Raw genomic sequence first — 22881 nt, 5'->3', positions numbered from 1 at the left:
GGTTGGACGCGGGGCGGGCGGGCGCGGTCGCGGCACGGGGCATGTCAGGCTGCGGAGCCGGAGCGGGAACCTCCTTGAAGGAGATGCCCGGTGGCATCTCGATGGGGCGGGTTCTTCCAGGGTCGGTCAGCGGCTCGTTCCTGCCGGGGCAGACAACCGCAGCACGGGGCAGCGGGGCCGGACTGGTGGGTGACGCCCCGTTGCCGGCGAAACAGTTGCCACCCGTGCGGTGAGCCTCCAGGACCAGGGCCGTGTCACGACGGCCGACCGCGTTTCCGGTGATGCGGTTCTCTTTGACGGGATAGCCCTGGACATCGCTGAGGACGAACGCGGCGACCTTGTGGCCCTCGACGCGGTTGCGCTCGACGCGGTTTCGGGTACCGCCGCCGATGCCGACACCGATGCCGTATCCGCCCTCGGCCTGTTCGGGACTGCGGTCGTCGTTGTTGTCCGTGACGGTGTTGCCGACAACGACGGCCTCGTGCTGAGGGCCGAGTGCCTCCAGGTTGTTGGAGTTGACCGTCATGCCCACGCGATTGCGGTGCACCACGTTGCCGAGGAAATACAAATCCTTTGAAGCGTTGGTGACTTCGATGCCGATGGCGTTGTGCTCCAGCTTGTTCTTCCGCACGACGGTGTCGCAGGGGTCGCACTGGCCGACGTAGATTCCGGAGTCGGACTGTCCGGAGGCGTAGGAGTGCTCGATGACTCCGCTGCGGGCATCGAAGGCGTAGATCCCGTAAAGGGCGTTGTTGTACGCGGTGACGTACGACGCTCGAAATCCCCGCAGAGGTGGGAACTTGGCCGTGTCCAGCGGATCGTATCCGGCACCTCCCGCACCGGACCCCTGGAGGCGCTCGTCCGTGACGCCGGTGAACAGGACACCGTTGGCCAGGTGATTACGGACCGTCAGGTTCTCCACCACCGAGGACCTGCCCGTCACGGTGATGCCGTTGGCCCGCTTGAACTCACCGTCGACGACGGTCCGTGAGCGGTCGGCGCCGCGTAGGGTCACCCCCGGCCGCCGCACGGCCACGGCCTCCCGATAAACCCCCGAAGAGACCAGCACGGTGTCGCCTGATCGTGCGACATCGACCGCTGCTTGGATTGACGAGTACTGACCCGGTACGCGCAGTACCGCAGGTGGCCCGCTCGGGCTGGGGCGATCGTCGGAGCCGGAGAAGCCGCAAGCGGACAGGGGCAGACAGACCGCCCCGGCCAGCACGGCCATGCTCACGCGTACGGAACCGCGCCAATACTGCGCAAGGACGCGACATTTAGTGACAACTGGCTGCATGTCACAAGGTGTACCGTCAGGCCTGCCACTCCGGCCCACCATGGCGCGCACTCTGTGAGGAGTACCGGTGACCTCTCCGCCGCCCCCGTCCCGCCGCTTCCTGCTCACCGCCACGACCGTGGCCCTTGCGGGGGCGAGCGGCTGCGCGTCGCGCTCGGCCGGTCGCGACGACGAGCGCCCGCAGCGCGGAACGCAGGCAGGCGTCTCCGAGGCGCAGCCCCGCCACGTGCTGATGGCCGCCTTCGACGTACGGGGCAGCGGCGGAGGGCGAGCGCCCGCGAACGGTGTGCGGCGCGCGCTGTCCGAGTGGTCGTCGCGCCCGCCACGAGGGGTGACGGTGACCGTCGCCGCCGGGCCGGACCTCTACCGCAAGCTGCGCCTTCCCGCGCCGGAGGGGCTGCGTGACCTGCCCGCTTTTCCCGGTGACCGCCTGGAGGCGCGGCGCAGCGGCGGTGACCTCCTGGTCCAGCTGTGCGCGGACGATCCGCTCGCCTGCCGACGGGCCCTGACCCGGCTGACCGCCCAGGCGCGGGATGCTCTCGGCCTGCGCTGGCGGCAGAGCGGATTTCTGCCGCCGCACGACGCCCACGAAACCCCGCGGAATCTCTTCGGTTTCAAGGACGGCACAGAGAATCCACCTCAGGGCGAACTGCCTCGCTGGGTATGGAACGACAGCGGCGGCACACACCTCGTCTACCGCCGCATCCACATGGACGTGGACCGCTTCACGGCACTGCCCACAGGCAGGCAGGAAGAAGTGATCGGCCGTCACCGCGCCAGTGGTGCGCCCCTGGGGTCCCGCACGGAACGCGACGCCGTGGACCTGTACGCGAAGTCTCCCCGGGGCCGCTACGTGATTCCCGCCGACGCTCACGTCCGCCTTGCCCACTCCCGGCTCGACGGCGGCGCGCGGATGCTCCGGCGCGGCTATTCCTACGACGACGGACACGATGACAAGGGTCTGCTGTTCCTCGCGTACATGCGGGACCCCCAGCTCTTCGTGCGTGTCCAGCAACGCTTGGCCAGTGAGGACGCCATGAGTGCCTTCACCGAGCACCGTGCGTCGGCCGTCGGTTATGTCCTGCCCGCGCCAGGGCCGGGAGAACGTCTGGGTGACCTGTTGGCCTGACCGGGCCTTGGAGCGCGTGGCAACCGCGGCCAGATCTGTCCGGCAAAGGGAAGGACCGTGCGTTGGCCAGGGAGTCGCTGCCGTGGCTGCAGGCGAAGCTGGACAGGATGCGTGGCCTCGAGCCCGATCCGGACCCGGTGCTGCCGCCGCCCGATGACCCCTGGAACCCCGACCCCGCGTTCGTCATCGCCCTCGCGTTGATGATCGGTGAAGCGCTGATCGCCAACGGTGCTTCCGCCGAGGAGACGGCCGCGGGGATGATGACGACGGCGGAGTCCTTCGGGCTCCAGTGGTGCGAGCCGAACGTGACGATGTGGGTGGTGTCCCTGTCGGGCCGGATGCCGGGTGACGCCCGGCCGCTGGTGGAACAGCGGGTGATCCGCCGCAGGACGACCGACTTCACGGCGCTGGAGCGGACCCACCGGCTCGTGGAGGAGATCAGCGAGCGCACGGTCCCTGCCGCCGAGGCACGGGAACGCGCGATCGCGCTGAGCCCGTCCCTCAATCGCGCGGTGCCGACCGGGCGGGCCGCCCGGTGGGGGCTGGCCGCCGGGCACAGCGGGGCCGTGGCCGCGTCGGGAAGCCTGGTCGCGGGCGGTGACCTGCGGGTCATCGTCCCGTCGTTCGTCGCCGCCACGCTGGCCGGATACCTCACCAACACTCTGTCGGCGCTCGGGGTCCTGCCCTTCTACCGCTTCGCGCTGGCCGCGATGCCCGCCGCGGTCTTCGCCTATCTGGCCGAACTCCTCGGCCACGGCGACATCAGTCCGGCCATCATCGTCGGCGGAGTGCTTTCTCTGCTGCCCACGCTCACCATGGTGGACGCCGTGCAGGACGCGCTGACCGGTCATTATCTGACCGCGTACGCCCGGTTGATGGACGCGGCGCTGGTGTTCGTCGCGATCGTCGCCGGCATCGGAATGGTCCTCGTCGTCGCCACCAAGAACGGACAGGACCTGCCGCTTCTTTCGCAGACCACCACGATCGACTACTTCTCCTGGCGCTTTGTGGGCGCGGCGGCCTTCGCCGTGGCGATCGCTTCCCGGATGCGCGTGCCGCCTCGGCGGTGGTTCGCCGTGATGCTGCTCGGGACGAGCGGCGTCATGGGGTACGTGGTGCTGCGCGACATGGGGTACTCACGCATGCTGACCACCGGTGTCATCGCGGTGGGCATCAGTCTGGCGGGTCGTCTGATCGCCCGGCGTACGGGGGATTCGGCGCTGCCTCTGGTGATTCCTGCCGTCACGCCGCTGCTGCCGGGCAGCGTCCTCTACCGCGCACTGAGCGAGCTCGCCGTCAGGGACTCGGACCACGGCGTCACGCATATGGTGCAGGCCATCGCCTTGATGGTCGTGCTGGCCACAGGTGTCAGCTTCGGTAATGAAGCGGCGTATTTCTTTCGGCAGTTCCGTCGCCGCTGGTCCGGGCCATGATGCCCGCCTGATTTTCCGCTTTCCCGACCCCCTCCTCCTTCCTCCCCTCCAGATGGCTGTGTGGCACGTCCCATACGGGTCATCACCGGGCGCGCCTTTTGCTGCCTATCGATAGAAATAAGGAGGTTTGCGAATGTTTCTCGAATTCGAGACGCAGAGAGGACAACCGTGGAACAACTCATCAAGCGGCGGGCGCTGCATGGCATGACCATGCTGCTCACTGCGGCTACCGCCAGCGCCGGTCTGCCGGCCTTCGCGGCGGCCCCCCAGGTCCGCGACGCGGGTGACGGGTCCGTCAAGGTTCGTGTCGTCCGCGCGGTGGATGCCAACGGCGAGTGGGACCAGGCGCTGGAGCCGGGGATGTCCGGGGTCGAGGTGGTTCTCACCGACGCCGAAGGCCGCAGCATCACAGGCAAGACCGGGGCGAACGGCGTCGTCGACCTCGCGCCCGGCACCAAGCTGCGGGGCGGCAAGTACCGCGTCGAGGCCAAGAACCCCAAGCCGGGCGTGCTCTTCCCGGGCTTCGCCCAGCCCAAGGACGACCTGAGCGACCCGAACATCATGTCCTCGAACGTCGAGTTCGTGGACCTGAAGGGCGGCAAGGACGCCGAGTTCACGACGTCCTTCTGGTACCCGGGCGACTACTGCCAGAAGAACGCCGAGCTGGTCACGGCCTGTATCGGCAAGGACATCGAAGGGTTCTCCGAGCCCGACACCCGGCGGACGCTGGTGGGCTTCCCTTACAACGCCCGCGGCAACAACAATCAGACGACGGACCTGGCGGACAAGGGCACCACGGGTGCGGTCTACGGCATCGGCTGGAGCAAGCCGAAGAAGTGGATCTTCTCCGGGGCGATGACGCGACGGGCGGCCAAGTACGGTCCCGACGGTCCGGGGGCCATCTACCTCACCGACCGCGAGAGCCAGGAGACCACGCTCTTCACGAAGGTCCCCAACGTCGGCAACACCCCGCACAACATGACCGCGAGCGGTCAGGAGGGCTTCGACATCGGCATCGTCCCGTCGGTGACCAAGGAGTCGCTGGGTGATGTGGATGTGACGGATGACGGCAAGGACCTCTACGTCGTCAACCTGAAGGACCGCAAGCTCTACCGGTATGACGCCACCAAGAAGACCGCGAGCGCGCCCAAGGGTTCGTACGCGATCCCGAATCCGGGCTGCGCCGCGGCCGGTGACTGGCGCCCCTTCGGCCTCGGCCTGCAGGACGGCACGGTCTACGTGGGTGGTGTCTGCTCGGGCGAGTCCAGCCAGAGCAAGGCCGACATGCGGGCCGTCATCCAGACGTTCGACCCGAAGAGCGGCAAGTTCACCGGCACGATCATGAACGACCGGCTCGACTTCTCCCGCGGTGTCGCCGATGACCTGCCCGGCACCTGCAAGGGTGCGGGCTGGTTCCCGTGGGCCAACGGATGGCGTCCCACGCAGAAGGTGAAGACCGCGAACGGCGAGGTCGAGCAGAACTGCGGGCCGCGGCACGCCTACCCGCAGCCGATCCTCGGCGACATCGTCGTGGACACCGACGGGGAGCTCATCCTCGGCTTCCGCGACCGCTACTCCGACCAGACGGGCAACGGCCTCTCCCGGACGCCCGGCGGCGCCGCGGACGCCGACCCGTCCGCGGGCGGTGACATCAACCGCGCGTGCAAGAAGGACGGCAAGTTCGTCCTGGACGGCAACGGCGGCTGCAAGAACAACGCCACACCGCAGAACAACGGCGGCCGCGCGACCCCGGACGGGAGCCTCCCGAAGGAGTACTACCCGGGCGACTACCGGGCCACCTGGCACACCGAGTCCGCGTTCTCCGGCATCGCCCTGTCCAAGGTCGAGGACACCATCGCCACCTCCGGGATCGACGTCATCGACGACGTCTGGAACGGCGGCACGATGTTCATCAACCGCTTCGACCCGGCCCGCGCCTCCGGCCTCGGCAACCAGCTCACCACCACCTTCGGCAAGGGCGGCTCCATGGCCGACCTCGAGGTGCTCTGTGACGAGGCGCCGTTCCAGATCGGCAACCGTGTCTGGTACGACAACGGCAAGCGCATGAAGAACGGCATCCAGGACGCGGACGAGAAGCCGGTCGTGGGCGCCACGGTGAACCTGTACGACGCCCAGAACAAGAAGATCGGCACGGCCAAGACCAACGCGCGGGGCGAGTACTACTTCGACTCGACGCTGGTGAAGAACGTCGCCGCGGCGGACTGGAAGTACGGCCGCAAGTACTTCGTGCGCATGGACAACCCGGCCGACTACGCCAAGGGCGGCGTGCTCTACGGCTACAAGCCCTCGCAGTTCGGCAACGGCGGCAACATGGCCGTCGACTCCAACGGCAAGCCCTACGGCAACGGCTTCTCGGCGGCCGACGTCAAGATCGACGGCGCCGGACAGAACGACCACGACATCGACTTCGGCTTCCACAAGCCGACGCAGATCATCCTGACCAAGGTCAGCGCCAAGGACCGTCAGCCCGTGATGGGCGCGGTGTTCCAGCTGTGGCAGGAGTCCAACGGCACGAAGGGGCTGCAGCGCAAGGGCAAGGCCGACAAGCGCCTGGGCGAGTGCGCCACCGACGCCAAGGGCAAGTGCACCTTCCCGAAGATCATGATCGGCAGCTACTACCTGGTCGAGACCGCCACCCCCGAGGGCTACATCAAGCCCGTGGGCGCGGCGGCCGTGACGGGGCCGCTCAAGGTCACCGAGAAGAACTGTGAGTTCAACCCGCTCCGGGTGACGCTCAAGAACAAGCCGGAGAAGCCGATCAAGAAGAAGTAGTCCGGCTCTCGATCGACTTGGACCACTGCGGCAGTCCGCCCCGGCCTCACGGCCGCGGGCGGGCTGCCGTCCCCGTTCCGGGGATTTCCACGGATCCCACGCACACTTCACGGAAGGCGGGCCCATGCCCCTCACGAATCCACTGCGCCGACTGAGCCGCCGCACCCTGCTCACCTGTGCGGGGGTGGTCGCGGCCGGCGCGGCCCTGACCGTCGGCGTCGCGGTGCACGGTCCGGACGCCGCGGCCGAGCGGGCCCTGACCGGCGCCGAGGTCCAGCGTTTCGCCATGGCCCGGATGAGCACGTACGAGGCGAGCCCCGCCGAGCTGCGGATCACCGTCCCGCAGGACGAGAAGCAGGCGATGGTCGTCGAGGGCCTCGTCGACTACCGCGTCCACCGTGCCGTGGGGCGCTACCACATGACGGACCGTCAGGCCCGGGGTGGCACGGGCATGCTGGCCTGGGACATGGGAGGCCTGGGGGTGGCCCCGGACAAGGAGGAGCAGGGCCCGGACAAGGCGAAGCAGGGCCCGGACGCGGCGCGGGACGCGGATCCGCGGAGCATCGCCAAGGCGGCCTCGGGCCTGCGTGGACCGGCCTGGTCCCCCCGCGCCTACAGCACCGACCCGCTCGACATCGCCCTGCGCATGACGCACATGCTGGGGTCGAACCGCCCCGAGAACGCCCAGCTGCTCGCGCAGGCCGGGCCGCGCTGGCTCGGCCGGGAATCGCTCGACGGCACGGACTACGACATCGTCTCCGGGCCCCGCCCCTCGGCGAAGGACAAGCCGGCGGTGCGCACCACCCGCTCCCCGCTGAAGTACTGGATCGGCCCGACGGGCGACCTGCGACGGGTCGAGGCGGCCGTGCGCGGGCTGCCCGGACCGGTGCGCATCGACATCGTGGCGGGCAGGAGCGCCGCGAAGGTTCCCGACACCCCCTGGGGCGGTCCCGCCCGCCGCGCCTGAGGCCGGGCTACCAGGCCACGGGCTCTCCCTGGCCACCCGCGCCATCCAGGTAGCCCCACTTCGTGGTCGCGATCAGTTCGTCATCGGTGACGGCGGCGCGCGGAAGGGTGCCCGCCTTGCGGCCGAAGACGTAGACGCGGTTGCCCTTGCCGACCTTCCTCCACAGCCAGGAGGCGTCCTTGAGGCGCAAGTTCACACAGCCGTGCGACCCGCCACCGTCGTAGATGTCGCCGTAGGTGCCGTGCAGTGCCTGACCACCGCTGAAGTACTGCGAGTAGGGCATGCGGGCGTTGTTGAAGATGCGGGAGTAGTCGTGCCTGACCCGCCGGAAGACACGGTGCATGCCGCCGCGGGTCTCCACCCCGCGCGCTCCGGTGCGGATCGGGGCCGGCCGCATGACGAGCTTGCCCTTGGCGCCCTGCTGAACCCAGAGCAGCTGCCGGGTGCGGTCCACACAGACCACCCGGTAAGAACGCTGGGGACAGTGACGGGCCTTGTTCGGCGCCTTGCCGGCCTGCACGATCAGCAGCATGCGGTACGTGTGGAGATTCGCCTGGCCGGTGGCGGGCCTGACGCGGTGGCGCTGCTGGAAGGCTTGGATGGCGCGACAGTCCGCCTCGGACTGGACGCCGTCCTGCTTCAGCTTCAGGTGCTTCTCCAGCTGCCACTGGTACGGCCCGGTGCCGGCCCTGCACCGGGCCGGGGCCTGGGCGCTCGCCGCCTCCGCGGGAAGGGACGTCACGCTGAAGGCGAGCGCCAGGCCGGCCGCGGTGACGGCGTACGCCGCACGCCGCCCGGGCCACAGGCCCGTCCTGCCGCGCCCACCGTCATCAGCGGTGTCGATATGTCTGTCCATGAGGTGATGATGCAAGGCCACGGCCCCGGGCGCAGCGGGCCGTAGGCCGAATAGGCCGGTCGGCGCCCGAGCTCCACCTGTGGGGTTCTGACCGGCCATCTCGCCAGTCGCATCGGCTGTCTTCGGTCCCGCCTCACCCGACTGTGCCCGGATTCCGGGTCGGTCCGATCGGTCACCACGGCCCTCTCGGTACTACCGGGGCGCCACCTGACGGCAGAGGCACGAGAGCCGTTCGGGTGTACCGCGTGGCGTGCGCGGCGCCAGGACCCGCACCGAGCCCCTGCGACCAGCATCCTGGTGTGATGATCGGTCCGCGCGAAAGGAAAGTGACGCGGTGGCTGCTGACTGGCCTCCTCCTGGGAACGGCCTGCTGGTCGGCGACCGGGCCCTCTGCGGCCGATGGCCCCTCATCGGGTGGGCTGGTCCTTCAGGTGACGGTCAACACCCGTCCGGGCCTTGGCGCGCAGCGACCGGGCATCCGCACAGGGACACCGGTGCTCGCGTCGTACCGCCTTGTCAACCGCGGCGGTGCCGACCTGCACGACCTGCGTATTCAGGACCCGGTGCTGCCGGGGGCACGCATGCGGTGTCCCGGCGGCCGCGCCAAGGTTCCCCTGCTGACCGGACTGCGTACGGTGCGGTGCACGGCGACCGGGATCGCCCGCCCCGGAGCCCACGACGCGGCGGTACGGGCCGTCGGGTGGCAGCCGTACCTGCGGGCCACGGTCGAGGCGACGGCGCGCTCCGGGTACGCCGGGGTCGGCGCCGCACTGGACCTGCGGGAAAAGGTACGGGTGACGGGCCCCGACCGGGCCCAGATCCGCTACACCGTCACGAACACCGGCAACCGGGCCGTGCACGGTGCCCGCGTCATGGATCCCGTGGTGGGGCGGAACCGGACCGACTGCGGAGGCGGCCGCTCCGTCGTCCCCCTGCTCGCCCCGCGGGCGAGTGCGACGTGTACGGCCGAGGTGCGGCGTCCTCCCGGTACCCACCTGAGCCAGGGCCGCGTCGAAGGCAGCGATCGACTGCACACCCTCACCACCGCCGGCGGCACGATGCCCCCGCCCCGGTTGACGGCGCGCGCCTCGGCCCGCTTCGAGCTGCCGGGCCGGCCGGCGCGAACCCCTCCGAGGCGAAGGCCACCGGGGGATACCGACCCGCTACCTGACCGGCCGCCCCGCGAGCCGGCCCCGCGCGAGGCCGGGCCGCAGGCGGCGGCGCCACTCGTGCCCCCGCCACCGCCGCCGCCCCCGCCCGGCATCGCCATGCCCGGTGAGGCGGTGCCACGGCCCAACGCCGTGGCACCGCCTCCACAAGTGGGTCTGCCCCAGAACCGGCCGCAGCTCCCGACGCCGGACGAACGGCCCCCGCGGTCGCTGCTCGGCCGGTTCGTCCGCGCGGACCACACCCCCACCGGGCTGGGTGTGGGAACCGCACTCTTCCTCATTCTCCTGCCCGCAGCTGTCGCGGCCGCCGTCCTTGGCTCACGCAGACGCTGATCACGCGACCGACCCACGACGGGGCTCCCCATGATCGAAAGCATCGCCATCGTCCTTGGCGTCGCGCTGTGCGCCGCTGTGGTCGTCCTGATCAAGCACCGCTTCCATCCGATGGGGCCGGACGAGGAGCCCCGCGAAGACGTCGCCGAGTACATCTCGATGATGGTCGGCGTCCTGTACGCCCTTGTCCTGGGCCTTGCCCTGGTCACGGTGTGGGACACGCACTCCAGTGCGGAAGACCATGTCGCGGCGGAGGCCGGCGCGGCGCACCAGATCCATCTCCTGGCCGCCGGTCTGCCCGCCTCGCAGGCGGACCGGATGCGTCAGGAGGTAGAGGCATACGTCCGTCACGTGACCGACATCGAATGGCCGACCCTGGCCGAGGACGCGGCGCCGGACCCGCTGGGCTGGCAGTTGCTGGAGCGAGTGCGCGCATCGGCGCAGTTGCCCGACCACGCCACACCCGCGCAGCAGGCCACGGGACAGGAAACGCTGGCCCAGCTCAGCACCCTGGACGAGGCGAGACGCGGGCGCGAGTCCGACGCGGGGCAGCGGCTCTCGCCGGTCATCTGGTTCGGCCTGGTCGTCGGCGGTGTCCTCACCATCGCCTTCATGTTCATGTTCGGCGTTCGGCGCAGCTTCACTCACGTCGTCATGGCGATGGGGCTGTCCGGCCTCATCGCCTTCACAGCGCTGCTCATCTACCAGTTGGACAGCCCCTTCGGCGGCCTGTTCGCGGTCGACGCGTCCCCGTTCGTCCGGCACTTCTGAGCCCGTTTCCCTCCTGCCCTCGGGTGAGTACCGGGACGCGCGGTGAACGCAGCGGGGTCCGACACCTCCGGCAGCCGTCACGGTGCGGGCGGACCGGGGACCGTGCAGAGTGGGGCTGTCGTGAGCGGGCGCTCGTCGTGCTTCCCCGAGACGTCGTGCACTGGGCTCCCATCAGCCCGAGTGGGGCCACAACCGTTCACGGCGACCATGCGTCTGTGGACTGCGGCTGTCCAGTGCTCCCGCGAAGGAATGGAGGCTCTTCGATGACGGAGGAGCGGCGTGAGGGACTCGTCGAGTGGTGGGACCGTCAACGCGGATACGGCTTCATCGTGCCCTTCGGCGACACAGTCCCCGTCTATGTCGACGCCGACGCGCTGGAAGGCACGCACGTGCTCTCACCGGAGCAGCACGTTTCCTTCCTCGTGGAGTTCATCGGAGGCCGCTTCCAGGCTCTGCGGGTACGCCCCTGACGAGTTGGCGGAGACACGGCCCGGCCGCGGCGGGACGCTTCGGCGCGACCCGCACGGCGGCCGCCGTGACACGGCGTGTCACCCGACCGGAGCAGGCCGTGCCGTTCGCCTGTGAGTCAGGGACTCTCCGTTCAGCAGGGGTGCCACCGCTTCTTCGCACCTTCCTGGAGGGCCGACAGCAGCGTGCGGTACGCCTGGACCGGTGATCCCGTGAGGGTCTGGCACGGAGAGCCACATGAAGTGACGGAACCCCTTGCCCCGTAGCGGTCCGACCACCAGCTCGCGCCGCCTCCGGTACCGGCGCGCGAGCTGCCCCGTATCCCAGGAGGTGGCTCATGCTGCGACGTCTCCGCTACCGATTCGACAATGCCATGGCGCGCGGTACTCCCGCGATGATCGGCGTCATCGCGGTGGCCATGCTGGTGCTCGCCGTCCTCAACGCCATCACGCTCCTCGTGCTCGCGCCCGACACCGTACGGAAGGAAGGCGCCGCGTCCGTTCTGTGGCGCAGCGCCCTGCGCGTCCTCAACCCTCCAGGCATGCTGCAGCGCGATTACATCCCTGCGGACCCTCCCGTCGGTGTCGCGTACCGCATCGTCTCGACGGTCATCACCATCATCGGAATCCTGCTGCTCAGCACCCTCATCGGGGTCCTCGGCGCGGGCATCCAGCGCAAGCTGAGCAAGCTGCGCAAGGGACGGTCCGTGGTCGTCGAGAGCGACCACACCGTCATCCTCGGCTGGTCCGAGCAGGTCCACATGATCATCTCGGAACTCGTCAAGGCCAATCGCAATCAGAAGTACGCCTGCGTGACCGTGCTCGCCCCCAAGGACAAGGTGCAGATGGAGGACGCGGTACGAGAACGGGTGGGCGACACCGCGCCGACACGGGTGGTCTGCCGCACCGGCGACCCCACCCGCATTTCCGACATCCGCCTCGTCAACCCCAGGGAGGCACGGTCCATCATCGTCCTGCCCCCCGAACACGATGACGCGGACATCGCCGTCATCAAGTGCCTCCTCGCGGTGACCAGCGGAGCACTCGCCGAGGCGAGCGATGGAGGGCGGCCCGTGCCGCACGTGGTGACCAGCATCGTCGACGACCACAACCTTCCGGCGGCCCTGATCGCCGGCGGCGCGCACACCCACGTCGTCAGTGCTCAGTGCTTCATCGCCCGCTTGCTCGTCCAGACGAGCCTCCAGTCGGGCCTGTCCATCGTCTACACGGAACTCCTCGAATTCGACGGCGACGAGATCTACATGTCCGCCCAGCCCCAACTGGCCGGGCAGACCTTCGGCGAGGCCGTCTACACCTTCCGCACCTCCACGGTGATCGGGCTTCGCCGTCTCGACGGGCAGATCCTGCTCAACCCTCCGGCGGACACCAGAATCCTGCGCACAGACCAGATCGTCGCCATCTCGGAGGACGACGACACCGTCATCCCTTCCGATGAGATCCCCGCCATCACCTTCGAGGCGATCGTCACCGATGAGGCATCGGACCCACGGTCCGAGCGAGTGCTGCTTCTCGGTTGGAACGCCCGGACACCCGAAGCCGTGAACCAGTTGGCGAAGCTGGCGCCCAAGGGCTCCCGGCTCGACATAGTCGCCGACCTGCCCGACCTGGACGACCGCGTGGAGAAGCTCCGCACCAGACTTCCGCAGCTGGAACTGGGCCTGCTCGCGGCCGACCCCGCCGACCGTGTCGTCCTGGAAGGGGTCGATCTGGCGGCGTACCAGCACGTGATGGTGGTCGGTGACGCCGGAGCGATCGACAAGTCCGCGACGGACTCGCGCACGCTCATGACCCTGCTGCACCTGCGGGACCTGGCCACTCAGCACGGCCACGGCTTCTCCGTGGTGACCGAGATGGCCGACGACCGGAACCGCACGCTGGCGCAAGCCGCACACGCCGACGACTTCATCCTGAGCGACAACCTGCTCAGTCTGCGGATGGCCCAGACCTCCGAGAACCCCGAGCTGAACCGGCTCTTCCAGGAACTCTTCGATCCCGAGGGGTGCCAGATCAGGCTCCGGCCCGCCCAGGAGTACGTACGGCCGCACGCCACCATCACCTTCTACACGGTGGTCGAAGCCGCCCTCCGACGCGACCAGATCGCCATTGGCTACCGGCTCGCCCGACACGCCCAGCGCAAGCCGGACTACGGCATCGTGGTCAACCCCGACAAGGCGACGCTGCTGTCCCTGACAGGCGGCGACAAGGTGATCGTCCTCGACGGACGGTGCTGAGGGGACCGGGTGACGCCCGGGGATCAGGCGTGGTGGACCTCCAGGGCGGTGCGTACCGCGGACTCGAGCGCGCCCTCGATCCAGGCGGATTTGAGCGAGGTATGGTCCCCGGCGAAGTGGAGAGGGCCCTCCACGGAGGCGAAGTGCGGTTGGAGCGCGGTGTGCTGGCCGGGCAGCAGCACGGCGGCTTCACCGTACGCGTAGGGGTCACGCACCCAGCTCTGGGTGCGTCCCGCACCGGTGTAGAACACCTCGATCCGCTGGCCGTACACGTCCTGCAGGCCGCGCAGGGCATGCGGGTAGCGGGCGTCGTCGTCCAGGCAGTCCCAGCGCAAGGCGTCGTCGGACCAACTGTAAGAGGCGAGGATCACGCCACCCTCGCTTCCCGGGACGGGGTGGGAGGGATGGAACATGAAGCGGTTGGAGTTGTCGGAGAGGGAGCCGCCGCCGATGGCCGCTGTTGCCTCGGGCTGGTCGCGCAGGCTCGAACGACGCGCGGCGTACTGCACTCGTTGCGTGTCGGTGAGCCATCCCTTGGGCACCGAGGGATGAGCGCCCAGCAGGGATCCGTCAGTGGGCGCCTTGCCGTCGCGGTACGCGGCGTACAGGCCGGGCCGGAACGTCTCCAGTTCGTGCTTCCACTCCGCCTCGGTCCACTCCCACCAGCGCCTGGAGAACTCCAGAAGGACCTTGGTGGCAGCGTCGTAGTGCGTCTCGATGATGGCCCGCCGCTTGCCGTACGAGAGCGGTGGGGAGATGGGCAGTTGGCGCAACCCGGAGAACGGCACGGTGACGATCGCGACGTCGGCGGTGAAGTGCTCGTGCCGCACGGGCCCGCCATGGGACTCGGAGACGGTGTCGACCCACACTCCCTTGCCGGCCGGGGCTTCCGCGCCGTACGCGACGCGAGTGGCACGGCAGTCGAAGCGGACCAAGTGGTCCACCCGGGCCAGCAAGGCATCGGCCAGCCGAGCCGTACCGCCGTCGATCTCGAAGAAGCGGGTCTGCGGATGGATGAGTGCGGCGTCGACGAAGCTGTGGAGGAAGGAGAGGGGGAGCCGGGAGGTGAGATTCTCCAAGGTGCCCATCAGTTCGATCGTGCGGTGGTCCAGGCCCGCGTGCTCCGACAGGAACCGGTACATCGACCACTCGCCGAACTGCTGGACCACACGCGTCCAGCCGGCCAGGCACTCCGGCAGGGGTTTGTCGACGCGCCGGCCGTCGGATCCCGTGACGGAGAACTCGTCGCGGACCGGATCCAGGGCCGAGTCGAGAATCTGCGCTGCGGTCAGGTGCCACAAACGCTGGGGGACTCCGAAGGACCGGTTCACCGCCTTGGGGTTCTTGGCGTAGTCGGCGCGCCGTACCCGAATGCCGTTCACATACAGCCAGGTGCGGCCCGTGGCCTTGGAGTCACTGCCTACGTCCGTCAGCAGGAAACGGCGTCGCTTCAGGCCGAGCTGGTCGATGAGACCGGTCACCAGAGGGTGCACGTCAGGGATGCGCATCGCACCGGCTTCCGCGTACTGCTTCGGGTCGGCGAAGGGCTGATCGGCCTTCTCGTGTCCGCCGGTTCGGAAGGTCTTGATGCGGCCACCGGCCCGGTTTCCGTTGGCCTCGATCACGGTGACCTCGTGACCGGCTTCGTTGAGCAGGTGCGCCGCGGTGAGCCCGGCCGCCCCCGCCCCGATGACCAGCACCTTCTTGGTGCGGCCACCCGCCCTGGGCAGCCCCCGCCCCAGCAGGACACGCTTGTAGGCGGGAATGAGAGGCTGATCGTTTCTGTCCAGGACCAGCAGGGCTCGTGCCACCTCCGCCGAGGCCTCCTCGGGCGACGGTGCGACGGGCGGAGCGCTGCCGCTCCAGTCCGCTGCGTGGCCGGGGACCGCTGCCGCGGACGGAACGCCGACCGCGGCCAGACCTGCGGCGGTTCTTGTGAAGGCGCGACGGGAAAGACGATGCATGGACATTCGTCCGGTCTAAGGCCTGGGTCGGGCTCCCTCGCGACGGCGCACAGAAGGCGGCCCTCGGATCACCCGATCAGCAGCCACGGGGTGCTTTGCCCGACACGGCCGACCGTGAACGTGTTCCGGGCCTGCTGCCGCCTGGGGCCATATCGGCCCTGGTCCAGTACGGCTGGAGAGCTTCAGGAGGCGATGACGTCCTTGGTGCCGAATCCCCGTCGTGGCCACCGTCGTTCGACTCGGCCGAGATGCTGGATCAGTGAATGGGCGTTTCGTGCTGTGTGCGTGTCAGCGCGCACAATGCGCGCGGTGTGAACCTTCCGCCGCGCATGGTGCGCTTTCAGCGTGCCCCATCTGGTCGCTCATCGCTTGCCTTCCGAATGCGACAGGTCAGTGCGGCTGGCACGATGACTGCAATCCGATGGCACGAATGGAGGAAGGAGGCGCCATGAGGAGCACTGCGGAGGGCGTTATTGCTGGCCTAGGCGGCCTGGAGAACATCGCTACGGCGAGAGTGTGTGTCACTCGTGTACGTGTGGAAGTAATTGACCCCGAGAGCGTGGATCTAGCGGTGCTTCGGGCCCTGGATGTGCATGCCGTTGCCATGAGCGGCGTGGTGGTGCAGTTGGTGGTCGGCTCTCGTGTCCATGATCTAGCCGCAGAAATCCATGAACTGTTGCAGCCGGAATCAGCGTAACGGGGCACACCTTCCTCGTTGCTGACTTCATTGGGCGGGAATTTGGTGCGGCTGGCAGTTATGGCGGCCTGGATTTGCGTGGCTGGAATGTCACCCTTGTGGCGGGAAAAGATTCGTGCTCGTGCTGCGCCCAGCGCTTGATTGAGGGTCTTTTCGGTGGGGGGAAATCCTGCAGGGGTCTGCGTTTGATGCCGATAGTCAGCCACGGGCCGGCGCCCCGGTAGGCGAGATCGGCCAGGATGGGCACGCCCTGGCGCTCGCAGATCCGGATGATCGAGTGGGTGCGGGCTGCGGTCAGGTCATGGGTGCGGCCCGGCAGGGCGGGTGAGAGCCACCGCGGTCGGCCGCTGGGGTCGGTGATGACCTGCACGTTCACGCCGTGGCGCCGGTGTTCGTGGGAATAGTCGGCCCGGTCGCACTCGGCGAGAGTCCCGTCGAGAAGTTGCTGCTACGCGCGGGGCCGCCTGGCGGCAGTGGGTCTCGTGCGTGTGGCGGCGGCTATGGCGGCTTTGGGGGCCTGCGTGTCCGGTGCTCCTGTGAGTGCGCCCACGTGCCTTGGTGCGCCAGGGCGCTGTGATCCATTGGCTTACCTGCTGGTCAGCTTGAGTGGTCCTGGCTGGGCCATTGGATCAGTCTGTCGACGCTGGCTTGAGCCATGGGTGCATGAGGTGGTCTGATGGCTCTGTCGATGGCGCTGCGGATCTCCGCGGCGCCTTTTGTGTGTGGGCAGGCCGGGACGGGTCGCGGAAAGGGCGGGGGAGCTGTGCTGAAGAGGGTGTTCGTGGCGCCGGATCCGGGGCGGATGCGGTTGCGCTTCGCCTCCCGTGCCGTCCTCGGCATCACGCTGGCCGTGGCTGTCTGCGGTGTCGCGGGCCACTCGCTCGTCGCGGCCGTCACTGGTGGCCTCGCCGCGCTGCTCGCGCTCTTCACCGTGGGTGACGCGACGGTGCGCGGCCAGGCGGTCACCACCGCGCTGCTGCCCGTCGTCGGTTTCCCCGTACTGGCCCTCGCGGCCTGTCTGCACGACGTACCCGTGGCCCGGGACGTCGCCTTCCTCGCCGTGATGGGGCTCGGGGTGTACGCGCGGCGGTGGGGACCGCGCGGGCACTCCCTCGGGGTCTTCGCGTTCATGATGTTCTTCGCCACGCAGTTCCTGCACACCGTGCCGGGCCAGCTGCCCGAGCTGTTCGGCGCCGTCCTGCTGTCGCTGTGCGCCTCGTCCGCCGTGCGGTTCGGCGCGTGGTGCTACGAGCGGCGGCGTCCCGTCCCCGCCGCGCCCCCGGCGCCCGGCGGCACGGGGCTGGCCCGGACGACCACGCGGCAGGCGGTCCAGGCGGTCGCCGGCGGGGCCTTCGCGCTCGCCCTGGGGCAGGTGCTGTCCCACGAGCGCTGGTACTGGGCCGTGGGCGCCACCTGGTGGGTCTTCGTGAACACCGCGTCCAGCGGCGAGACCCTCGTGCGCAGCTTCCGACGGGTGCTCGGCACCGTGCTCGGCATCGGCGTCGGCTTCGTCCTCGCGATACCGCTGCACGGCGCGCCCGTGCCTTCGGCGCTCATCGTCGCCGTCAGTGTCTTCGGGATCTTCTACACCGCCGCCGTCTCGTACACCTGGATGATGCTCGCGGTGACGGTGATGGCCGGGGTGCTCTACGGACTCCTCGGGGTGCTCGACCCCGCGCTGCTCGCCCTGCGCGTCGCGGAGACCGGTGCGGGCGCGCTCGGCGCCGTCCTCGCGGTGCTCCTCGTGCTGCCCGTGACGACCCACGCCACCACCGACGCCTGGATCCAGCGCGCCCTGCGGTGCGTGCACGCCTGCACCGCCGAGGCCGCCGCCCGGCTCGCGGGGTCCGAGGCCGCCGACCCCGCGCCGCGCGTCGCCGAGCTGGAGCAGCTGCTCGGCAAGGTCCGTTTCTCGCTCGCGCCGCTCGTCCACCCGCTCAGCCCGCTGCGGGACCGCAAGGAACGCGCGGGCCAGGTGCTCGACCTCCTCGACGTCTGTGCCCGCGAGGTGCGCGGCCTCGCTGCCGTCGCCGCCGACCCGGAGGCGTCCCACGACGCCCGTCTGGCCGCCGCGTGCTGGCGTGTCGAGGCCGCGGTCGAGGCGCTGACGACACAGCGCGCGGTGCCGGGCGCGGCCGACGTCGTCGGTGAGCTGTCGCACGCCGTGGAGCCGGCGCTCGCGCATCTGCACAGTCTTGAGCGGGCGCTGGCCGACCTCGCCGCCCCCTTGCAGAGGACGGGCCGCGCGCCGCTGATGGGGTAGGCGCGGCCTTGTCGGCTGGGGTAGGCGGGCCGTGCTGACGACGTAGGCGCGGCCGTGTTGACGGCGTAGGCGTCTCCCCTCGACCGGGGAGCCCTTACGTCCCCGTCGCCCCGCCGTGCCCCCCGCCCTCGGGGCTCTCGTGCCGCAGCAGGGCGAGTTCCCCGTTCACCTCCGACAGGAAGCGGACGACGACCGCCAGTTCCTCGCGGCTGAAGCGGCCGCGTGCGTTCTCGGTGCCCCGCGCCAGCGGCCGGAAGTAGTCCCGGGCGAGCCGCTTGGCCGCCTCTTCGTAGTGCAGGTGCACCACGCGCCGGTCGTCCACGGCCCGTACGCGTCGGATGTGCCCTGTTTTCTCCAGCCGGTCGATGCACGCGGTGACCGCGCCCGACGTGAGATTGAGCTGCCTGCGCAGTCGGCCCGGCGTCATGGGCTCGTCGGCGGCGTCCGCGTCCGCGTCGGCGTCGAGGATCGCGATCAGTGCCTGCACGTCCGTCAGGTGCAGGCCGTGTGCCTGCGCGAACTCCTGGGCGATGCGGTTGAACTCCCCGTTCATCCGGCGCAGAAGGACGGCGAAGGACTGCAACCCTGTCGGGTCCTCGTCCGGAAGTCCTGTCGGGTCCTCGTCCGGAACAGGTGCGGAGGGAGTGTCTCGGCCGCTCATGCCCCTCAGTATAAGATCACTCAACCGTTGAGATACTTTGCCGTTGACATAGTTCGTTCTGCTGCTGGGGATACCCATGAGAACCGTTCCGCGTCGGCTCCGCTGGCTCGTGCCCGTCGTCCTGTTGCTCGTCTGGCTGGGGGTGGGCGGCACGCTCGGTCCCTACGCGGGAAAGCTGGGCGAGGTGGCCACCAACGACCAGGCCGCGTTCCTGCCGCGCAGCGCGGAGTCCACCAAGGCGCTGGAGGCCCGTGAGGCGTTCGCCGAGTCGGAGACCCTGCCCGCCATCGTGATCTGGACGGCGGACGGGGAGCGGGTGACGCAGGAGCAGCGGGCGGGTGCCGGGGACGCCGTCGGCGCGCTCGCCGGACGCGCCGGCGTGGTGGGCAGGCCCTCGCCCGCCCTCGCCTCCGACGACGGCCGGGCGCTCCAGGCCGTCGTCCAGCTCGCGCCGGACCTGGGCAAGAAGCTCCCCACCGTCCTGGACGAGGTGCGCGAGGCCGCCGAGAAGGTGCCGGGAACCACCGTGCGGATCGCCGGACCCGCGGCGACGCAGGCCGATCTGTCGGACGCGTTCGCGGGCATCGACGGGCTGCTCCTGGGCGTGGCCCTGGGCGCCGTCCTGCTGATCCTGCTCCTGGTCTACCGCAGCGTCCTGCTGCCCTTCGTGATCATCCTCGGCTCCGTGTTCGCCCTGGGACTCGCGTGCGCCGTGGTCTACGCCCTCGCCGACCGGGACGTCGTCCGGGTGGACGGGCAGGTGCAGGGCATCCTGTCGATCCTCGTGATCGGTGCCGCCACCGACTACGCCCTGCTGCTGGCCGCGCGCTTCCGCGAGGAGCTGGCCGTGCGGGGCGACCGCGTCGCCGCCGCGGTGGCCGCCGTACGCCGCTCCTTCGGGGCGATCACCGCCAGCGCCGCCACCGTCGCCCTCGGCCTGCTGGCGCTGCTCGCCAGCGACCTCACCAACAACCGCGCCCTCGGCCCCGTCGGCGCCATCGGCATCGCGTGCGCCGTCCTCGCCACGCTCACCTTCCTGCCTGCCGTACTGGCCCTGCTGGGCCGCCGCGTCTACTGGCCCTCGCGCCCCAAGGCCTCGGACGCGACCGTCGAGGGGCACGGCGTGTGGCGCCGGATCGCGGCCCGGGTGGACCGGCGGCCGCGCCGCACCTGGGTGGTGACCGCGCTCGTCCTGGCCGCCTTCGCCGCCTTCGCCCCGGGCCTGTCCTCCCAGGGCGTGCCCCTCGACGAGACCTTCGTGAACGACGCCTCCTCCGTCACGGCCCAGAAGACGCTGGAGGAGCACTTCCCCGGCGGCTCCGGCAACCCCGCCGTGATCATCGCCGCCGCCGACCGGGCCGACGAGGTCACCGCCGCCGCCCGTGACACCGAGGGCGTGGCCTCGGCCGCCCCCGTCACCGCCTCGGGACGGCCCGGCGGCGGCGCCCCCAAGGTCGTCGACGGACGGGTGCGCGTCGACGCCACGCTGAAGGCCGCCGCGGACAGCGACGCCGCCAAGCGGACCGTCGAGCGGCTGCGCGAGAACGTGCACGCGGTGTCCGGGGCGGACGCCCTGGTCGGGGGCTACACCGCCCAGCAGTACGACACCCAGCAGACGGCCGCCCGGGACCGGAACGTGATCGTGCCCGTCGTGCTCGGGATCATCCTGCTGATCCTGGTGGTGCTGCTGCGCTCGCTGCTCGTACCGGTGCTCCTCGTGGCCACCGTCGCGCTCAACTTCTTCGCGACGCTCGGGATCTCGGCGCTCGTGTTCGAGCACCTCCTGGGATTCAGCGGCACGGACGCCTCGGTCCCGCTGTACGGCTTCGTCTTCCTGGTCGCCCTCGGCGTCGACTACAACATCTTCCTGATGTCCCGGGTGCGGGAGGAGGCACTGGTCCACGGGCCGCGCAAGGGCGTCCTGCGCGGACTGACCACCACCGGCGGCGTCATCACCTCGGCCGGCGTCGTCCTCGCCGCGACGTTCGCGGCGCTGATGGTCATCCCCCTCGCCTTCCTCGTGCAGGTCGCGTTCATCGTGGCCTTCGGCGTCCTGCTCGACACCCTCGTCGTCCGCTCGCTGCTGGTGCCCGCCCTCGTGATCGACATCGGCCCCCGGGCGTGGTGGCCCGGCGTCCTCTCCCGCGGCGGCGTACCCCGCCGTCCGTCCGACAGCGCAGCCCCGGATCCGTCCGACGGGTGATTGCCGCGCGCGCTGCATCCACGAAGGCGTCCGATCATGAAGCCTTTGTGTACGTGCGGCGCGAGGAGGAACGGCCATGGCCACGGACGGACAGCGGGCGGACGGGCTCCACTGCCTGGTCACCGGAGCCTCCGGGTACATCGGCGGGCGGCTGGTGCCGGAGCTCCTGGAGGCGGGCCACCGGGTCAGGTGCCTGGCCCGGTCGCCCGACAAGCTGCGGGACCACCCCTGGGCGGACGCCGCGGAGACGGTCCGCGGCGACGTCATGGACGCCGAGTCGGTCGCCGCGGCGATGCGGGGCGTCGACGTCGCGTACTACCTGGTGCACTCCCTCGGCACCGGCGCGGACTTCGAGGCCGCCGACCGCCGCGCGGCCGAGATCTTCGCGGCACAGGCCCACGCCTGCGGCGTACGGCGCATCGTCTACCTGGGCGGGCTCACCCCGCGCGACGTACCCGAGCGCTCCCTCTCGCCGCATCTGCGCTCCCGCGCCGAGGTCGGCCGGATCTTCCTGGACGGGCCGGTGCCCGCCACCGTCCTGCGGGCCGCCGTCGTCATCGGCTCGGGCTCGGCCTCCTTCGAGATGCTGCGCTATCTGACCGAACGGCTCCCGGTCATGGTCACGCCCAGCTGGGTGCACACCCGTACGCAGCCCATCGGCGTCCGCGACGTGCTGCGCTACCTCGTCGGTTCGGCCACCATGCCCGACGACGTCGACCGGGCCTTCGACGTGGGCGGCCCGGACGTGCTGACCTACCGGGCGATGATGCGCCGCTACGCCGCCGTCGCGGGACTGCCGCGGCGGCTCATCGTGCCCGTCCCGATGCTCACCCCGCGCCTGTCCAGCCACTGGGTCGGCCTCGTGACGCCCGTACCGGCCTCCATCGCGCGGCCGCTGACCGAGTCGCTGCGCCACGAGGTCGTCTGCCACGAACACGACATCGCACGCTATGTCCCCGACCCGCCGGGCCGCCCGCTGCCCTTCGACGAGGCGCTGGCCCTGGCGCTGCGCCGGGTCCGCGAGGCCAAGGTCGCCACGCGCTGGTCCTCGGCGGGCATCCCCGGCGCCCCCAGCGACCCGCTGCCCACCGACCCGGACTGGGCGGGCGGCAGCCTCTACCGGGACGAACGGGAGCGTTCCGTGGACGCCCCACGCGAAGCGCTGTGGAAGGTCATCGAGGGCATCGGCGGCGACAACGGCTGGTACTCCTTCCCGCTCGCCTGGGCCGTCCGCGGCTGGCTCGACCGGTTCGTCGGCGGGGTCGGCCTGCGCCGGGGCCGGCGGGACGCCGAGCGCCTGCGCGTCGGCGACTCCCTGGACTTCTGGCGGGTCGAGGAGATCGAACCGGGCCGGCTCCTGCGGCTGCGCGCCGAGATGCGGCTGCCGGGCCTCGCCTGGCTGGAGATGTACGCCGAGGAGGACGAGAAGGGCCGCACCCGCTACCGCCAACGGGCCCTGTTCCACCCCCGCGGCCTGCTGGGCCACGCCTACTGGTGGTCCGTGTCGCCCTTCCACTCCGTCGTCTTCGGCGGCATGGCCCGCAACATCACCCAGGCGGCCGTCAACGGCGGGGCCGCGCCCGCGCGGACACGCCGCACGTGACCGTATGACCGTCCCGCCCGTCC

The 22881-nt window shown here is 70.2% G+C and carries 16 protein-coding genes and 1 pseudogene; 12 read left to right on the top strand and 5 right to left on the bottom strand.

What is annotated here, in order from left to right:
* Nucleotides 1-1231 (bottom strand): right-handed parallel beta-helix repeat-containing protein (locus AOK22_RS28325; RefSeq protein ID WP_055701561.1); only part of this gene is annotated, 1231 nt, incomplete at its 3' end.
* Nucleotides 1232-1364: 133 nt separating this feature from the next.
* Between AOK22_RS28325 and AOK22_RS28320 the strand changes: the two genes are divergently transcribed.
* The 4 genes from AOK22_RS28320 (at nucleotide 1365) to AOK22_RS28305 (ending at nucleotide 7619) form a co-directional block, all read left to right on the top strand.
* The gene (locus tag AOK22_RS28320; RefSeq protein WP_063795346.1) at nucleotides 1365-2426 is read left to right on the top strand and encodes a Dyp-type peroxidase; all 1062 of its coding nucleotides are present in this window, start codon (nucleotides 1365-1367) and stop codon (nucleotides 2424-2426) included.
* 107 nt (nucleotides 2427-2533) lie between these two features.
* On the top strand, nucleotides 2534-3859 hold the full coding sequence (locus AOK22_RS28315; protein WP_208606457.1) for a threonine/serine exporter family protein: 1326 nt from the start codon (nucleotides 2534-2536) through the stop codon (nucleotides 3857-3859).
* A gap of 168 nt (nucleotides 3860-4027) precedes the next feature.
* Nucleotides 4028-6652: an SdrD B-like domain-containing protein gene (locus AOK22_RS28310; RefSeq protein WP_055701558.1), complete on the top strand. Its 2625-nt coding sequence runs from the start codon at nucleotides 4028-4030 to the stop codon at nucleotides 6650-6652.
* A gap of 124 nt (nucleotides 6653-6776) precedes the next feature.
* Nucleotides 6777-7619 carry a hypothetical protein gene (locus tag AOK22_RS28305; protein WP_055701557.1) on the top strand — a complete coding sequence of 281 codons (843 nt, stop codon included), beginning with the start codon at nucleotides 6777-6779 and terminating at the stop codon, nucleotides 7617-7619.
* A 7-nt stretch (nucleotides 7620-7626) separates the two neighbouring features.
* Here AOK22_RS28305 and AOK22_RS28300 read toward each other — a convergent pair whose 3' ends face one another.
* Nucleotides 7627-8475 carry a L,D-transpeptidase gene (locus AOK22_RS28300; protein WP_063795345.1) on the bottom strand — a complete coding sequence of 283 codons (849 nt, stop codon included), beginning with the start codon at nucleotides 8473-8475 and terminating at the stop codon, nucleotides 7627-7629.
* A 431-nt stretch (nucleotides 8476-8906) separates the two neighbouring features.
* Here AOK22_RS28300 and AOK22_RS28295 point away from each other — a divergent pair, with 431 nt between their 5' ends.
* From AOK22_RS28295 to AOK22_RS28280, 4 genes are all read left to right on the top strand, one after another.
* Complete coding sequence (locus AOK22_RS28295) at nucleotides 8907-9977, top strand: hypothetical protein (protein WP_157872304.1); 1071 nt, start codon at nucleotides 8907-8909, stop codon at nucleotides 9975-9977.
* 30 nt (nucleotides 9978-10007) lie between these two features.
* Complete coding sequence (locus AOK22_RS28290; RefSeq protein WP_055701555.1) at nucleotides 10008-10748, top strand: bestrophin-like domain; 741 nt, start codon at nucleotides 10008-10010, stop codon at nucleotides 10746-10748.
* A gap of 263 nt (nucleotides 10749-11011) precedes the next feature.
* A complete protein-coding gene (locus tag AOK22_RS28285; protein ID WP_055701554.1) occupies nucleotides 11012-11218 on the top strand; it encodes a cold shock domain-containing protein in 207 nt (68 codons plus the stop codon).
* Nucleotides 11219-11553: 335 nt separating this feature from the next.
* Complete coding sequence (locus AOK22_RS28280) at nucleotides 11554-13467, top strand: CASTOR/POLLUX-related putative ion channel (protein ID WP_055701553.1); 1914 nt, start codon at nucleotides 11554-11556, stop codon at nucleotides 13465-13467.
* 23 nt (nucleotides 13468-13490) lie between these two features.
* Here AOK22_RS28280 and AOK22_RS28275 read toward each other — a convergent pair whose 3' ends face one another.
* The gene (locus AOK22_RS28275; RefSeq protein ID WP_055701552.1) at nucleotides 13491-15437 is read right to left on the bottom strand and encodes a flavin monoamine oxidase family protein; all 1947 of its coding nucleotides are present in this window, start codon (nucleotides 15435-15437) and stop codon (nucleotides 13491-13493) included.
* A 415-nt stretch (nucleotides 15438-15852) separates the two neighbouring features.
* Between AOK22_RS28275 and AOK22_RS44045 the strand changes: the two genes are divergently transcribed.
* Nucleotides 15853-16128 carry a PTS sugar transporter subunit IIB gene (locus AOK22_RS44045; RefSeq protein ID WP_425264071.1) on the top strand — a complete coding sequence of 92 codons (276 nt, stop codon included), beginning with the start codon at nucleotides 15853-15855 and terminating at the stop codon, nucleotides 16126-16128.
* A gap of 110 nt (nucleotides 16129-16238) precedes the next feature.
* Here the strand turns inward: AOK22_RS44045 and AOK22_RS40210 are convergent.
* Nucleotides 16239-16570: pseudogene (locus tag AOK22_RS40210) on the bottom strand (transposase family protein); the annotation flags it as partial.
* A gap of 321 nt (nucleotides 16571-16891) precedes the next feature.
* Between AOK22_RS40210 and AOK22_RS28265 the strand changes: the two are divergent.
* Nucleotides 16892-18391, top strand: coding sequence for an FUSC family protein (locus AOK22_RS28265; protein WP_055701550.1), 1500 nt, complete (start codon nucleotides 16892-16894; stop codon nucleotides 18389-18391).
* 94 nt (nucleotides 18392-18485) lie between these two features.
* Here AOK22_RS28265 and AOK22_RS28260 read toward each other — a convergent pair whose 3' ends face one another.
* A complete protein-coding gene (locus tag AOK22_RS28260; protein WP_208606456.1) occupies nucleotides 18486-19052 on the bottom strand; it encodes a MarR family transcriptional regulator in 567 nt (188 codons plus the stop codon).
* A gap of 76 nt (nucleotides 19053-19128) precedes the next feature.
* On the opposite strand from AOK22_RS28260, the gene AOK22_RS28255 reads away from it, so the two are divergent.
* Complete coding sequence (locus AOK22_RS28255; RefSeq protein ID WP_055701548.1) at nucleotides 19129-21255, top strand: MMPL family transporter; 2127 nt, start codon at nucleotides 19129-19131, stop codon at nucleotides 21253-21255.
* Between the two features lie 76 nt (nucleotides 21256-21331).
* Nucleotides 21332-22858 carry an SDR family oxidoreductase gene (locus AOK22_RS28250; RefSeq protein WP_055701547.1) on the top strand — a complete coding sequence of 509 codons (1527 nt, stop codon included), beginning with the start codon at nucleotides 21332-21334 and terminating at the stop codon, nucleotides 22856-22858.
* Nucleotides 22859-22881 lie beyond the last annotated feature (23 nt).

The organism is Streptomyces silaceus, assembly GCF_001419745.1.
GTDB lineage: Bacteria > Actinomycetota > Actinomycetes > Streptomycetales > Streptomycetaceae > Streptomyces > Streptomyces silaceus.
The sequence above is the reverse complement of the archived record's forward strand: the minus strand, read 5'-3'. Positions and strand labels throughout refer to the sequence as shown.

Coding starts and splice junctions, on each gene's coding strand:
- AOK22_RS28315 (WP_208606457.1), top strand. CDS start 2,534: ATGCGTGGCCTCGAGCCCGATCCGGACCCGGTGCTGCCGCCGCCCGAT.
- AOK22_RS28305 (WP_055701557.1), top strand. CDS start 6,777: ATGCCCCTCACGAATCCACTGCGCCGACTGAGCCGCCGCACCCTGCTC.
- AOK22_RS28300 (WP_063795345.1), bottom strand. CDS start 8,475: ATGGACAGACATATCGACACCGCTGATGACGGTGGGCGCGGCAGGACG.
- AOK22_RS28290 (WP_055701555.1), top strand. CDS start 10,008: ATGATCGAAAGCATCGCCATCGTCCTTGGCGTCGCGCTGTGCGCCGCT.
- AOK22_RS28285 (WP_055701554.1), top strand. CDS start 11,012: ATGACGGAGGAGCGGCGTGAGGGACTCGTCGAGTGGTGGGACCGTCAA.
- AOK22_RS28280 (WP_055701553.1), top strand. CDS start 11,554: ATGCTGCGACGTCTCCGCTACCGATTCGACAATGCCATGGCGCGCGGT.
- AOK22_RS28275 (WP_055701552.1), bottom strand. CDS start 15,437: ATGTCCATGCATCGTCTTTCCCGTCGCGCCTTCACAAGAACCGCCGCA.
- AOK22_RS44045 (WP_425264071.1), top strand. CDS start 15,853: ATGGCACGAATGGAGGAAGGAGGCGCCATGAGGAGCACTGCGGAGGGC.
- AOK22_RS28260 (WP_208606456.1), bottom strand. CDS start 19,052: ATGAGCGGCCGAGACACTCCCTCCGCACCTGTTCCGGACGAGGACCCG.
- AOK22_RS28255 (WP_055701548.1), top strand. CDS start 19,129: ATGAGAACCGTTCCGCGTCGGCTCCGCTGGCTCGTGCCCGTCGTCCTG.
- AOK22_RS28250 (WP_055701547.1), top strand. CDS start 21,332: ATGGCCACGGACGGACAGCGGGCGGACGGGCTCCACTGCCTGGTCACC.